This is a genomic window from Confluentibacter sediminis, from assembly GCF_003258355.1.
In the GTDB taxonomy this organism is placed as follows: domain Bacteria; phylum Bacteroidota; class Bacteroidia; order Flavobacteriales; family Flavobacteriaceae; genus Confluentibacter; species Confluentibacter sediminis.
Genome location: NZ_QKPO01000013.1, coordinates 75,746 through 90,562, shown reverse-complemented (window position 1 = coordinate 90,562; position 14,817 = coordinate 75,746). Strand labels below are relative to the sequence as shown.

Sequence of the window (14,817 nt, the reverse complement as noted above, 5' to 3'; positions counted from 1 at the left end):
AAACGGCAAACAACAAACTACAATGAAGATTATCTGTATAGGAAGAAATTACGCAGAACATATTAAGGAGTTGGAAAATGAAAGACCAACAGATCCTGTTATTTTTTTGAAGCCAGATACTTCTATTCTGCTTAAAAAGCAGCCTTTTTTTATACCTGATTTTTCAAATGATGTGCATTATGAAGTTGAAATATTGGTCAAAATAAATAGAATTGGAAAGCATATAGATAAAAAGTTTGCATACAAATATTATAATGAAATTGGTTTGGGTATCGATTTTACGGCTAGGGATTTACAAAGCAAATTAAAGGAAAAAGGGTTGCCATGGGAAAAAGCGAAAGCGTTTGACGGGGCCGCTGTGATAGGAGATTGGATTCCAATTGAAGGAATTAAAGATGTGAATGCTATTGAGTTTTCCTTAAAAAAGAACGAAAGTATTGTTCAAATCGGAAATACAAGCCTTATGTTATGGAAAATTGATGAAATCATTGAATATGTTTCAAAATATTTCACTTTAAAGATTGGAGATATTATCTTTACGGGAACTCCCGCAGGCGTAGGTAAAGTGGAAGCGAACGATAAGCTTGTAGGATTTATAGAAGAGAAAAAAATGTTTTCAATAACAGTAAAATAATGGAACAACATTACAAATTATTCAGAGTACGTGAGTTGGCAGACAACGATGAAGACTTTATTGCAACCTTGGCGGCAGCCTTCTTAGAGGAGGTTCCTGAAGATGCCGAAAGATTACAAAAAGCTGTTGCAGAAAAAGATTATTTTAATGCTTATCAAGCAGCCCATAAAATGAAACCTACCATCGATTTATTCGAACTAGGCGTTCTTAATACTTTAATAGAGGTACAGGATTGGGGTAAATTCGAGAAAAAGGATATAGATATCAAGCCAAAACTAGAGGTGGTTATGGTGGCTGTACAAAAGGCTATTGCTGAAATAAAATCTGATTTTAATTTATAATGTTAGCCGAGATTATCACCATAGGCGACGAGCTTCTTATAGGTCAGGTTGTTGATACAAATTCAGCTTTCATAGCCAAAGAACTCAATAAAATTGGTGTCTCTGTTTATCAAATAACCTCTGTTCAAGACGATAAAACCCATATACTGCAAGCATTCAAAGATGCAGAAAACCGTGTAGATATCATCCTTATTACCGGGGGGTTAGGGCCAACAAAAGATGATATTACCAAAAAAACGATAGCCGAATATTTTGACGATGTATTGATAAGGGACGCTTCAGTTTTGGCAAATATTGAATCTATTTGGAAACAATATGCGAGACAAACTTTATTGCAAGTTAATATAGACCAAGCATTAGTACCTTCCAAAGCAACGGTTTTAATGAATACGTTAGGTACAGCACCAGGGATGTGGCTTGAAAGAAATAATAAAGTATTTGTTTCTCTCCCAGGGGTTCCATTTGAAATGAAAGCTTTAATTACTCTGGAAGTGCTGCCTAAAATAAAGGCTAAATTTAAGTGCCCTTTTATTTTGCATAGAACCTTATTGATTTATGGTTTAGGGGAAAGCACTTTGGCAAATCGCATAGAAGCATGGGAAGATGCGCTTCCAAAACATATTAAATTGGCTTATTTGCCGGATTTAGGTAGAATGCGATTGCGTTTATCGGCTAAAGGTTTTGATGAGAAGCAAATTATAGCCGACGTTCAAAATGAAATTAATAAAGTTTTACCTTTGGTAAAGGAAGAATTTCTTGGTTTTGAAGATGATGACGATTCCATAGAGCTTACCATAGGAAAGATGTTGACCGAAATGAAAAAAACCGTAGCGACTGCTGAAAGTTGCACAGGTGGCAAAATAGCCGAACGCTTCATAGCAAATTCTGGAGCTTCAGCTTATTTTAATGGCAGTATTGTAAGTTATGCGACAGCGTCCAAAATAAACGTTTTAGGGATTTCAAAAGAAGACATAGATACCCATTCTGTAGTAAGTTCTCAAATTGCAGAGTCTATGGCACAACATGTTTTGCAAATGTTTAATTCAGATTATGCTATAGCAACAACTGGTAATGCAGGCCCAAGTAAAGCAGATTCCAATGAAGAAGTAGGGACTGTTTTTATAGCAATAGCCACTAAATCAAAGGTGTACTCTCAAAAATTTATGCTTGGAAATATACGATCTAAAGTCATAAATCAAGCGGCCAATAAGGCTTTTGAAATGCTTTTAAAAGAAATTTTTAAAAATTGATAATAAATAGATTGTCATAAATTAAAGATTTTGTATATTTGCACCTCGTTTTTAAGCAACAGAAAAATTTAAAGTTATAAATAATGTCAAGAGTTTGTGAACTTACAGGTAAGAAGGCAATGGTTGGAAACAACGTGTCTCATGCGATGAATAAAACTAAACGCAAGTTTAATGCGAATTTAGTTAAGAAACGTTTTTACATTCCAGAGGAAGATAGTTGGATAACTTTAAAAGTATCTACGTCAGCGTTAAAAACTATCAATAAAATTGGTATTACAGCAGCAATTAAAGATGCTAAATCTAAAGGGTTTTTAAAATAATAAGCTGTATTAATAAGTAAGAAAAATGGCAAAAAAAGGTAATAGAATACAGGTGATTTTAGAATGTACTGAGCATAAAGAATCTGGACAACCAGGAACTTCAAGGTATATTACGACTAAAAACAAAAAAAATACGCCAGATAGAATGGAGATTAAAAAATTTAATCCTATTCTTAAACGTATGACTGTTCACAAAGAAATTAAATAATTAGAATTTTTACATTAGTAAATATTCATAATATATAAAGACATGGCAAAAAAAGCGGTAGCATCGTTACAAACAGGATCAAAAAGGTTGTCAAAAGCTATTAAAATGGTAAAATCTCCAAAAACTGGAGCTTACACTTTTGTTGAATCAATTATGGCACCTGAATTAGTAGATAATTTCTTAAGCAAGAAATAATTTACTTTTTAATATAAAACAAAAGCTGCTTTCTTAATAGAAAGCGGCTTTTGTTTTATATTTACATCTCGTTTTAATGACAATTTTTCAGGATGCCATAATAGGCAAGAAAATTGTACAGCGTTTCCATGTTGTTGTGGATTAAACGACTAAACAAAAAACGATTAAACATTTCACAGAATGAGTTTTTTTAAAAAAATATTTTCATCAGAAAAAAAGGAAACATTAGATAAAGGACTTGAAAAATCCAAATCTAGTTTTTTTGGAAAATTAAGTAAAGCAGTCGCAGGAAAGTCTAAAGTAGATGATGAGGTTTTAGACGACTTAGAAGAAATATTGGTATCTAGCGATGTGGGGGTTAACACGACACTTAAAGTGATTGAACGCATTGAAGCTCGCGTAGCCAAAGACAAATATTTGGGAACCGATGAACTTAATTTAATACTTCGTGAGGAAATCGCTGGTTTGTTATCTGAAACTAATTCTGGAGAAGATACCGAATTCACTATTCCGTCAGGTAAAAAGCCCTATGTTATTATGGTAGTTGGGGTTAATGGCGTTGGTAAAACTACGACCATTGGTAAATTGGCCTATCAATTTAAAAAACAAGGTTTGAATGTGGTGCTTGGCGCAGCTGACACGTTTAGAGCGGCAGCCATCGATCAACTTCAAGTGTGGGCAGATCGCGTAGGAGTGCCATTAGTAAAGCAATCCATGGGTAGCGATCCTGCTTCAGTGGCGTTTGATACGCTTAAAAGTGCCGTCACCCAAAATGCCGATGTGGTGATTATAGATACGGCTGGGCGTTTACATAATAAAGTGAATTTAATGAACGAATTGACCAAAGTAAAACGCGTCATGCAAAAAGTGGTTGATAACTCACCGCACGACGTCTTATTGGTGTTGGATGGTTCTACAGGGCAAAATGCTTTTGAGCAAGCCAAACAATTTACAGCAGCTACTGAAGTCACGTCCTTAGCAGTGACTAAACTTGACGGAACCGCCAAAGGTGGTGTGGTGATTGGAATATCAGACCAATTTAAAATTCCTGTAAAATATATCGGTGTTGGTGAAGGTATTGAAGATCTTCAGGTTTTTAATAAATATGAGTTTGTAGATTCGTTTTTTAAATAAGTTTTTATCATGGACTTCGTCGAATCTTCGATTTCCTGCGCAGGCAGGAATGCACTTTTAGAGTTGGACTTCGAATCTTAGATTTCCCACCAAGGCGAGAATCATTTAATCAATCAAATCATTAATCATACCCCATAATTCATCATCAAAACCAGATAAAGCAAAGGTGGGATTTAATGGGTTTGCTACTTCGCCCATTCTTATAATAACCAGTTTTTTGCTGGGCACCACGTAAATTTTTTGGTCATTTTTTCCTAGTGCAGCATACATGTCATCTGGGGCATTTGGAATGAGTTTACCATTAAATTGCAATTGAGATTGTGGTAAATGGTAACTCGATTTGCCATTCAACCACCATAAATACCCATAGGCTTGATTGATATTTTGGGAGGTTGTAGTCGCTTCATTTAAATAACTTTCAGGAACAATTTGTGTGCTTCCCCATTTGCCATGGGCATAAACCATCAAGCCGAAACGAGCCATACTTCGGGTGTTGCTCCAATACACACTTAAATGGTCTAAATTTATCCATGCACCGCCCATACCAATTTTATCTTTCAATTTGTTGTTAAAATAGCTGTTCCACGTTTGGTTACTTGCGGCAGCCACCACATCTTGCATTTTCACATAGACGTTATGGTACGCCCAGCGTGTGCCAGCATCTGCTTTGTATTGTAGGTTTGCTGGCGATACATCATCCCCTAAACTATCATCGATGCCAGAATTCATGGAGAGTAGGTTTTTGCAAGTAATCAAGTTTTCCTTATCTAAAGTTTCACTGGTCCAACCGGTTCCTAAATAGTCAGATACTTTATTATTGATATTTATTAAGCCTTCTGCTTGCGCAATGCCCGAAACGGTAGAGGTTAAGGTTTTTCCGGCACTGGCCCAATACCAAGTCGTATTTTTGGCATGTCCATTCATATAGCTTTCCACAACAATTTTCCCGTTGTAAAGCATCATAAAACCTTTGGTGTTCTTCTCTTCCAGATAATCTAAAAGAGGTTGAAGCGCGCTTTGATTCCAACCTAAATCGGACACCGAAATTGTTTCCCAAGTATCAGAATTTGAATTTATTGGAGGAAAATAAAGGTCTGTAGGGCTTGGATCTGGATCTGTAGGGTGGTCGTTACTCGAACAACTAAAAAATAGTCCAATAGTACATATGATAAAGATGGGCAGCTTTTTCATAATGGCAGATATTAAGTTTATTTATCAAATATAGGAAAATAGTTGATGGTTGTTGGTTGTTAGTTAATGGTATATGGTTAATGGTTTGAGAGTTAAATGGGGAAAGGGTGTTGGGTACTTGGCTTTTGGTACTTGGTTTTGGGTATCGGGTAGAAGGTACTGGATAAAAAGGCTTTCCACTAAATGACAAACAAATAAACAAACACCCACTACCCACCACCCAACAACTAACAACCAATAACTAAATACCATCAACCAAAATTCCTAAATCATAAATCGTATATCGTAAATCATTATGTATCTTTGCACCCTTATTTAAAGAAGGCATGCGTACAAAATCTCTTAAGAAAAACCGAATTAATGTGGTAACCCTGGGCTGTAGTAAAAATGTTTACGATAGCGAGGTACTCATGGGGCAATTAAAAGCCAGTGGAAAAGATGTGGTTCATGAAGATGAAGGGAACATTGTGGTGATTAATACCTGCGGTTTTATCAATAATGCTAAAGAGGAAAGCATCAACACTATTTTGGAATACGTTCGAAAAAAGGAAGATGGCGATGTTGATAAAGTGTTTGTTACAGGATGTTTGAGTGAGCGCTACAAGCCGGATTTATTAAAAGAAATCCCGAATGTGGATGAGTATTTTGGTACGACAGAATTACCAGGATTACTAAAAGCTTTGGGAGCCGACTATAAACACGAACTGATTGGGGAGCGTTTAACCATCACGCCAAAAAATTATGCCTATTTAAAAATTGCCGAAGGTTGTGATCGCCCCTGTAGTTTTTGTGCCATTCCCTTAATGCGTGGGAAACATAAAAGTACGCCGATTGAAGATTTAGTGACCGAAGCTGAAAAACTGGCTGCCAAAGGCGTTAAAGAACTTATTTTAATCGCACAAGATTTAACCTATTACGGGTTGGATTTATATAAAAAACGCAACCTAGCCGAACTTCTGGAAGCCTTGGTAAAAGTAGAGGGTATTGAATGGATTCGTTTGCATTATGCCTTCCCAACAGGATTCCCAATGGATGTATTGGAGGTGATGAACCGCGAACCTAAAATTTGTAATTATTTAGACATTCCGTTGCAACATATTTCAGATAGTATTCTAAAAAGTATGCGTCGTGGTACCACTAAAGAAAAAACCACCCAATTACTAAAAGATTTTAGAGCCGCTGTCCCAAATATGACCATTAGAACCACCTTGATTGTGGGCTATCCTGGGGAAACCGAAGACGATTACCAAACCCTAAAACAATGGGTGAAGGAAATGCGTTTTGAGCGTTTGGGTTGCTTTACCTACAGTCATGAAGAGAACACCCATGCCTATAATTTAGAAGATGATGTGCCAGAAGACGTGAAGCAACAACGTGCCAACGAGATTATGGAACTACAATCACAGATTTCTTGGGAGTTGAACCAAGAGAAAATTGGTAACACCTTTAAAGTGGTGATTGATAGAAAAGAAGGTGGTTATTTTGTGGGGAGAACCGAATTTGATTCGCCCGACGTTGATAACGAAGTGCTTATTGATGCTAGCAAAATCTATTTAAAAACAGGGGAATTTACCACGGTGAAAATTACGGATGCGGCTGACTTTGATTTGTATGGTGAGGTGGTGACAGAATAAATATAGGCTTATTTTTTTATACGCTTAACTTTTTCTCCATCCAAAAAGCCATTCAATAAAACAATTTCGTTGACTAAATTATTTGTTGAATCTCTTAAAAATCTTATTGATGCATCAGTTTGTTTCATATAGAATTGGTTAGAAGATTGTGGGATTAAATGCACTTTATTTGGTCCTAATATTACAAATAGGCTATCATTTTCATTAAGAATATCAAAATTCATATTCTGATTCATATTATAGGTGCCAGAATATTCTTTTAATAGTTTTTTGTCAATTTCAAATGGTTGTCTCAATAGGGGAAGTCTATAGTCTTTGTCTTTTAGAATTTGGTATACTCCAGTTGAAATTTCCTTTGCAACTGGATGTCTACGATTACTTAAGATAATAATTGTTGTTTTGTCTTCTGGATAATTTTGTATTGAATAACTAAAACCATCATTTTCTAAATATCCGTAAATATCTAATTTATTGTTTGGATTTATAATTTTTATCAAATCATGAGCGTTCGATTTAATACCATTACTGCTAAATGTAATGTTCGAATCAGCGCTAGGTGATTTATGTAATTCATCATCTTTTCCGCGATAGTTATTATAAAGATATCCTGCAGCGAGCAAGGTGTCTTGTTTAAGAAAGTAAGTGTTGTATATTCCTATGTTTGTACAGTAATTTTGAACGTTTTTTTGAAAACTTGTTCCACTTATTCTTTCTATAAGCAAACCTAAAATATTATAGTCTAAATCACTATTCTCAATTTTGTCAGATGATTGCATTGCTAATTTAGTGAATTCAATAGTTGAATATTTTAGTACTGGATTTTCTTGTTGAATTTGCTGAATACCCGATAAGTTAGTATTATGATTTAGTAAATCGTTTATTGTGAATTTGGCCTTGATTTCTGGAATATACATAGATATACTATCTGATAATTGAAACTTGTTTTTGTTTACCATTTCGCGAATAATATTCTCCGTAATTAATTCCGAAATTTTGCCAATCTTGAAAGTCGTTTTATCTGAAAAAGTTTTTTGATTTTCATAATCAGCTAGACCAAAACTTTCATTATAAATAATATTACTATTCTTGGTTACTAAAATTATACCACTAAAACGGTTTAATTCAAGATATCGATTAGCGAGACCGTTAATCTTTTCTGTTTTTTCAAGATATTCAATTTTTTTTTCACTATCTGTTTTGCAGGATATAGAGCAAAATATCAAAATCAAAAGGCAATATATATTTTTAGTCATATTTTATATAATTATAACTTATGTGCTGTATTAATTTTTTATGCAAATAGTTAAACGAATATACCGAAAAATCTTATAAAGTAATCTGTAATCACAAACACTCATCCACCAAATACAAAATAGACTCATAATTGGTATTCATGGCTTGGCTCATGGCCATTTCGCAGGTTTTGGTAGAGGCATAATAGCCATCGCAAACCACATTGTCTAATTCCAGTATTTCGCTATGGGTGGCAGATGTGGTGAGTTCTGGAAATAAAAAACCTCTATCGCCTGCCATACCACAGCACCCATTGTTTTTTGGTAATGTGACGTCTTTAGCAAAATGTTTGGCAATGCCTAAAAATTTATCTTCGATCTTTAACTTTTCCAAGGCACACACCGAATGCAATACAATGCTGTTTTTGTGATGTTTCACTTGGCTTTTAGGTACCACCATGTCGTGTAAAAATTCGACGGTATCTAAAATCTTTAGTTTTTTGAATCTGTCTTTGTTTTCTTGGTTTAAAACAGACGCTATTTGTTTTAAGCTATAGGCACACGAACTCACATCGATTACCACAGGAATGTTTCCTGAATCCGTGGATACCCAAAGTTTTTCAATAATACTATTGGCTGTAATATGATAAGCCTCTTGATGTCCTTTGGATGAAAATATCTGTCCGCAACAACTGCTATTGGCATCCTCTAAAACAGACACTGTAATGTTTGTTTTTTTACAGACACTTAAAAAGGTCTCCATACTATTTTTTGCTTTGCCTTCATAGGTGCCCAAGACCCTAGAAATACACGACGGAAAATAAATAATATCTGGATGGGGTTTTGTAAGTGCTTCAATAGCCGACAAACTGGGAGGCGATGCTATTTGCGCTGTCCATAAAGGTGCATTGGGAATGGCTTTTCTAATTAGCTTTGTTAGGCTATTCATGGTTTGTTTTCCAAAAAAACTATTGATAAGCGTCCCACTTTTTATAGCCATTCTAACAAGCCATTGTACTAAGGCAAAGTGTTTAGCAACGCTTACTGCCACCGCGTTTGCAAATTTAGAATGGTTTTCACTTCGAAGGCGTTTTACTAAATTCCCAGTATTAATGTCTACAGGGCAGGCGGTTGCACACAAGCCATCCACGGCACAGGTGTCTAAACCATCATATTGATATTGGTCTTTTAGGAGTTTATAATTGGCAGTATCACCATTATTTTCCAGTATTTTTAAGGAGCGCCGAACCACGATGCGTCGTCTTGGTGTGGTAGTTAAATCTTTACTGGGGCATTTGTGTTCACAGTAGCCGCATTCAATACAGGTGTCTACTTCGCTTTCAACGGTGGGTAATGCTTTTAGGTTTTTTAGATGGGTGTTTTTATCAGCATTAATAATCACACCTGGATTCAATAGTACATATGGATCCACGGACAGCTTTAAGATTTTCATAATCTCATACCCCAAACCACCCCATTCGGTTTCCACAAAAGGTGCCATGTTTCTACCCGTACCGTGTTCTGCTTTTAATGTGCCGTCGTATTTGGTCACCACGAGTTCCACAACCTCTTTAATAAAGGCGTCATATCGATTAATTTCATAATCATTATTAAACGATTGTGTGACCACAAAATGGATATTTCCATCTTTTGCATGCCCGAAAATAATAGCGTTATCGTAATGATACTTTTTAAAAAGCAGATGTAAATCTACAATGGCATTGCCCAATGTTTCCACAGGAAAAGCGATATCTTCTAAAATCACGGTCGTTCCAGAAGCGCGCACCGCACCAACTGCAGGAAATAAACCTTTACGGACTTTCCACAACGCAGCCATTTCTTGAGGCACACTGGTAAAAATAGGGGTTTGGATGAGATGCCAGTTTTCGATAAGGCTTAAAAAATAGTTGACTTTACTGTTTAGTGCTTCCAAATCATTCTCTTGATATTCGATGAGCAAAGCAGCGGCCGATTCTGGTAATGTTTTTACGAAATCGGGAATGGATTCCATGTGTTCAACAGCTCTTAGTGAAGCTCTGTCCATGAGTTCCACCATCAATGCTCCATAATTATTCAGTGGCACAATGGCTTGGCAGGCATCATAAATGGTGTTGAAATAGAGTAGGGCAGTCGATTTGAATTTATAATCGGGAACCGTATTTAGAACCACTTCAGAAATAAAAGCCAAAGTCCCTTCGGCTCCAATAAGCAAATGCGCCAAAATATCCAACGGATGTTCAAAATCGATAAACGCATTTAATGAATACCCAACCGTGTTTTTAGTCAAGTATTTTTTACGGATTTTATCATGCAGTTCGGTATTTGATAAAATGCGGTTTCGAAGCTTTGTTAAGCTGTTGGCTAACTCGCTTTCAACGGTTTCAAACTTTGAATAATCTTCTCTATTTTCTGTGGAATAGATGTTTCCGTTAGGCAAAATAAAACGCAAATATTTAACCGTGTGATACGAGTTTAATGTTACGCCGCAGCACATCCCACTGGAATTGTTGGAAACAATACCGCCCATCATGGCCGCGCTAATGCTTGCAGGGTCTGGACCAATTTTTTTTGAATACTTTTTTAAATGGGCGTTCACCATCGCACCCGTCAATCCGGGTTGTACGCGCACCATATCGCCATTGTTTTCTACGGAAATCTGTTTCCACGAATGACTTAAATCCACTAAAATACCATCTGTTATCGACTGTCCCGACAAACTGGTGCCACCCGTACGAAACACCAATGGGATGTGGTGCGTTTGTGAACATTGAAATAACGCAATAATCTCGTTCTCATTGATGGGTTGCACCACCGCTTTAGGAACTAAATGATAAAAACCTGCATCGGAAGCATAAGATACCAAGTCTATATAACGCGTTTTGATTCGGTTGTAAGGAAGGGTTTTTTCAAGTTCTAAGCGAATGTTCATAAAGTAATATTTTAATTAGAACTCGTTTTCATAATAGTGGGTCGCGTCGTATAAAAGTTGTTGCATTTGGGTTTTTTCGGCGTTCACTCTGTCTGCATCCCAATCTAAATACTCTTTAAAATCCATCAACACTACATCTAAATATTTATGAATGCTTTTAATGTTGAAATATAAACTACTGGTGCGTCTTACGAAGAAATCGGCTAAGGTATTGGCCATTTCATAATGAACGCAGTACCATAATTCGGCTCTAATCAAGCGTTCTTTTGGAGTGCCAAAAGAGATTGTATTTGCTTTGTCAAGAATGATATCGGTATTTTTTCCAAAGGTTCCACATAAATAACTCGCATAAAAATCGTTGGTAATTCCAAAATCTGATAATTGTTTTTCTAATGATTTTATATAGGAAGCCACCTCTTTATTTGAGTTTAAAGACGGCGTTACCAACGCAATGGTTTCCGTTGAAGATTCTTTAATATGTTCTTTGTCTTTTTTGGGTATGGTTTTTAAAACTGTTTCCACTACCCGATGCGCCATTTTACGGTAGCCTGTTAACTTGCCGCCAGCAATGGAAATAAGTCCGCTATCGGATATGAAAATCTCATCTTTTCTGGATAATTCGGAGGGATCTTTGGAATCTTCATGAATTAAAGGTCGCAATCCAGCCCAATTCGATTGAATATCTTCCATGGTTAAACCAACCGTTGGAAAGGTTTTATTGATGGCTTTTAATAAATAGGCCGCATCATTTTTTGTTGCAACAACATGATCCAGATTTCCAGAATAGTTGGTGTCTGTGGTGCCAACATACGTGGTTTTGCCTCTTGGAATGGCGAATACCATTCTGCCATCTGCAACATCAAAATAAATGGCTTGTTTTATAGGGAGTTTTTCATAGGGAAACACCACATGAACGCCTTTGGTTAAATGCAAGCGTTTGTTATTTATGGAGACATCTTTTTTACGAATAACATCTACCCAAGGTCCTGTGGCCGATACGTAATGAGCGGCTTTTATAATAAGTCTTTGTTTGGAATGATGGTCGATACATTCAACATTTTCAATTTTAGAATCGGTATAATTAAATGATGTCATTTCACAATAATTAACTACTGTAGCCCCATATTCGGACGCTTTTTTTAATATTTCAATGGTTAATCTGGCATCGTCAGTTCTGTATTCTGTATAGAAACCACTCCCTAAAACAACGGCTTCATTTAAAAGAGGTTCTTTTTTAAGGGTTTTGTTTTTATCTAGCATTTTACGTTTATCATCCTCATTAACATCAGCGAGAAAATCGTAAACCATAAGTCCGATGGACGTTAAGGTTTTACCATAACTACCTCCTTCAATCAACGGTAAAAGCATTTTTTCAGGAACGACTAAATGGGGTGCGAGTTTATTAAGAATAGCACGCTCAGAACCTGATTCGTGAACCAAACCAATCTCGAATTGCTTCAAATATCGTAAGCCCCCATGAATTAATTTGGTAGATTTATTGCTGGTTCCCGAGGCAAAATCATTCTTTTCTATAAGGCATGTGGTAAGTCCACGGGACGCTGCTTCTAAGGCAATCCCAGCACCTGTAATGCCTCCGCCAATGATAAGCAAATCAAAAATTTCAGTCTGTAGTTTTTCTAATTGCTGTTTTCTATTTAAAACAGAAAAATTCGTGTTTGCCATATGAAAATTATGATATTATACAAATTTATCATTTATAAGAAGAATTTGGTAAAATACTTTATTAATCATAAAAAGGCATTTTGATATCTATAAACAATTATAAACTTAATTATTTATTAAAAGACTGAACATATTTTTTATTCTGAACTTAATTTTGCTACTTTTGGCATCGGTTTTAAACAAACCAATAAAACATTCATAAAAGATAATTCTGATTGTAAAATCATGACTTTGTGAATGTTGATTCAGAAAACAATAAACGGTAAATAAACACAAATGAAATTAGTTAAATTTTTAGGAGCTATCGTATTAGCTTCAGCAGTTTTTTCTTGTAGCAATAAAAAAGCAGTTACAAAAGAATCATTAAAAACAGAAGTTGACTCTGTGAGTTATGCATTAGGCTTAGATGTGGCAAATAGTGTGAGTTCTAATTTTGAAGAGGTTAACAATGAATTATTTTTAGCAGGATATATGAATGCTAAGGATTCTACTAAGATGATAATGGATAAGACAGCAGCGCAGACCATCATTCAAATGTATGTTCAAAAAAATCAAGCTAAAATGATGCAAAAGCAACAAGAGGCTGCTGCTAAAGAAGCTGAGAAACAATTTGGAGCCGTTAAAGCTGCTGGTGAAAAATTCTTAGAAGAAAACAAAACAAAAGATGGCGTAAAAACGACCGCTAGTGGATTGCAGTATATTGTAGAAAAAGAAGGCACTGGAGAAAAACCAACAGCAACTTCTACAGTTAAAGTGCATTATACAGGAACATTAATAGATGGAACTGTTTTTGATAGCTCAGTAGAGCGAGGAGAGCCAGCTCAATTTGGTGTAGGTCAAGTTATTAAAGGTTGGACTGAAGTATTACAATTAATGCCTGTAGGTTCTAAATATAAAGTTTTTATACCTCAAGAATTAGCTTATGGTGCAAATCCACGTCAAGGTGGGCCCATCAAACCATTTTCTGCTTTAATTTTTGAAGTTGAATTATTGGACATCGTAAAATAATTTAAAATACTCAATAGCATTATATAATTAAAACAGGAAGCAATCGCTTCCTGTTTTTTTGTTTATAGATATAATATAGTGCAAAAAATGTATCAAGGTTGTAACTTTGCACCATAAATACATTGTTCATGAGTCATAAAGCAGGTTATGTAAATATTATAGGCAATCCTAATGTTGGAAAGTCTACTTTAATGAATGCGTTTGTTGGAGAAAAGTTATCCATCATAACCTCGAAGGCACAAACAACTCGCCATAGAATTTTAGGTATTGTAAATGGTGATGATTTCCAAGTGCTATTTAGTGATACACCAGGGATTATAAAACCAGCTTACGAGTTACAGGAATCTATGATGGGGTTTGTGAAATCTGCCTTTGAAGATGCCGATATTCTACTTTATATGGTTGAAATTGGTGAACAAGCTTTAAAAGATGAAACGTTTTTTGAAAAAATAAAAAGTTCTAAAATCCCTGTATTACTGCTTTTAAATAAAATTGATACCTCCAACCAAGAACAATTGGAAACTCAAGTGCAATTGTGGGCAGAAAAAGTGCCCAATGCAGAGATTATCCCAATTTCAGCTTTAGAAGGGTTTCAAGTAAAAGAAGTGTTTGATAGAATTGTTGAATTGCTTCCAGAATCGCCACCATTTTACCCAAAAGATCAATTGACGGACAAGCCAGAGCGGTTTTTTATAAATGAAACCATTCGCGAGAAAATCTTAATTCATTACAAAAAAGAGATTCCTTATGCCGTTGAAGTAGATACCGAGGAGTTTTTAGAAGAAGATACGATCATAAGAGTTCGGTCGGTTATTATGGTAGAAAGAGAGACTCAAAAAGGGATTGTTATTGGACATAAAGGGGCGGCATTAAAACGCGTAGGAGTGGAAGCTAGAAAAGATCTAGAACAATTTTTCGGCAAGCAAATTCACTTAGAGCTTTATGTAAAAGTGAATAAAAATTGGCGTAGCAATCAAAACCAGTTGAAACGTTTTGGTTACAATCAGTAGTAAAACCTAATGGTATCTTTTTAATTAGGTAACGTTAACTTTAAATGG

14 protein-coding genes are annotated in these 14,817 nt (G+C 35.6%); 10 read left to right on the top strand and 4 right to left on the bottom strand.

Annotated elements, in window-relative coordinates:
* Nucleotides 1-22 precede the first annotated feature (22 nt).
* From DKT72_RS12430 to ftsY, 7 genes are all read left to right on the top strand, one after another.
* The gene (locus DKT72_RS12430; RefSeq protein ID WP_111309069.1) at nt 23-634 is read left to right on the top strand and encodes a fumarylacetoacetate hydrolase family protein; all 612 of its coding nucleotides are present in this window, start codon (nt 23-25) and stop codon (nt 632-634) included.
* Complete coding sequence (locus tag DKT72_RS12425; protein WP_111309068.1) at nt 634-975, top strand: Hpt domain-containing protein; 342 nt, start codon at nt 634-636, stop codon at nt 973-975. Before DKT72_RS12430 ends, DKT72_RS12425 begins: the two co-directional genes overlap by 1 nt.
* On the top strand, nt 975-2,225 hold the full coding sequence (locus DKT72_RS12420; protein ID WP_111309067.1) for a CinA family nicotinamide mononucleotide deamidase-related protein: 1,251 nt from the start codon (nt 975-977) through the stop codon (nt 2,223-2,225). The genes DKT72_RS12425 and DKT72_RS12420 overlap by 1 nt, the downstream gene beginning before the upstream one ends.
* 83 nt (nt 2,226-2,308) lie before the next feature.
* Nucleotides 2,309-2,545: a 50S ribosomal protein L28 gene (gene rpmB / locus DKT72_RS12415; RefSeq protein WP_111309066.1), complete on the top strand. Its 237-nt coding sequence runs from the start codon at nt 2,309-2,311 to the stop codon at nt 2,543-2,545.
* 25 nt (nt 2,546-2,570) lie between these two features.
* Nucleotides 2,571-2,753, top strand: coding sequence for a 50S ribosomal protein L33 (gene rpmG, locus DKT72_RS12410; protein ID WP_007648529.1), 183 nt, complete (start codon nt 2,571-2,573; stop codon nt 2,751-2,753).
* A 42-nt stretch (nt 2,754-2,795) separates the two neighbouring features.
* On the top strand, nt 2,796-2,948 hold the full coding sequence (locus DKT72_RS12405) for a DUF4295 domain-containing protein (protein WP_106657908.1): 153 nt from the start codon (nt 2,796-2,798) through the stop codon (nt 2,946-2,948).
* A gap of 180 nt (nt 2,949-3,128) precedes the next feature.
* The gene (gene ftsY / locus DKT72_RS12400) at nt 3,129-4,082 is read left to right on the top strand and encodes a signal recognition particle-docking protein FtsY (protein ID WP_111309065.1); all 954 of its coding nucleotides are present in this window, start codon (nt 3,129-3,131) and stop codon (nt 4,080-4,082) included.
* 105 nt (nt 4,083-4,187) lie between these two features.
* On the opposite strand, the gene DKT72_RS12395 is transcribed toward ftsY, so the two are convergent.
* Nucleotides 4,188-5,273: a serine hydrolase domain-containing protein gene (locus tag DKT72_RS12395; RefSeq protein ID WP_111309064.1), complete on the bottom strand. Its 1,086-nt coding sequence runs from the start codon at nt 5,271-5,273 to the stop codon at nt 4,188-4,190.
* Nucleotides 5,274-5,599: 326 nt separating this feature from the next.
* On the opposite strand from DKT72_RS12395, the gene rimO reads away from it, so the two are divergent.
* Complete coding sequence (gene rimO / locus DKT72_RS12390) at nt 5,600-6,907, top strand: 30S ribosomal protein S12 methylthiotransferase RimO (protein WP_111309063.1); 1,308 nt, start codon at nt 5,600-5,602, stop codon at nt 6,905-6,907.
* 8 nt (nt 6,908-6,915) lie between these two features.
* On the opposite strand, the gene DKT72_RS12385 is transcribed toward rimO, so the two are convergent.
* The 3 genes from DKT72_RS12385 to DKT72_RS12375 all read right to left on the bottom strand — a co-directional run bounded on the left by DKT72_RS12385 (nt 6,916) and on the right by DKT72_RS12375 (nt 12,751).
* Entirely contained in the window at nt 6,916-8,160 is a 1,245-nt protein-coding gene (locus DKT72_RS12385) for a serine hydrolase domain-containing protein (protein WP_111309062.1), read from the bottom strand.
* A gap of 91 nt (nt 8,161-8,251) precedes the next feature.
* Entirely contained in the window at nt 8,252-11,068 is a 2,817-nt protein-coding gene (locus DKT72_RS12380; RefSeq protein ID WP_111309061.1) for an FAD-binding and (Fe-S)-binding domain-containing protein, read from the bottom strand.
* A gap of 15 nt (nt 11,069-11,083) precedes the next feature.
* Nucleotides 11,084-12,751 carry a glycerol-3-phosphate dehydrogenase/oxidase gene (locus tag DKT72_RS12375; RefSeq protein WP_111309060.1) on the bottom strand — a complete coding sequence of 556 codons (1,668 nt, stop codon included), beginning with the start codon at nt 12,749-12,751 and terminating at the stop codon, nt 11,084-11,086.
* 276 nt (nt 12,752-13,027) lie between these two features.
* Between DKT72_RS12375 and bamJ the strand changes: the two genes are divergently transcribed.
* On the top strand, nt 13,028-13,759 hold the full coding sequence (gene bamJ, locus DKT72_RS12370; protein WP_111309059.1) for a BamJ family beta-barrel-assembly machinery protein: 732 nt from the start codon (nt 13,028-13,030) through the stop codon (nt 13,757-13,759).
* A 128-nt stretch (nt 13,760-13,887) separates the two neighbouring features.
* Nucleotides 13,888-14,769 (top strand): GTPase Era, encoded by an 882-nt coding sequence (era, locus tag DKT72_RS12365; RefSeq protein ID WP_111309058.1) that lies wholly within the window; start codon nt 13,888-13,890, stop codon nt 14,767-14,769.
* The last annotated feature ends 48 nt before the right edge of the window (nt 14,770-14,817 follow it).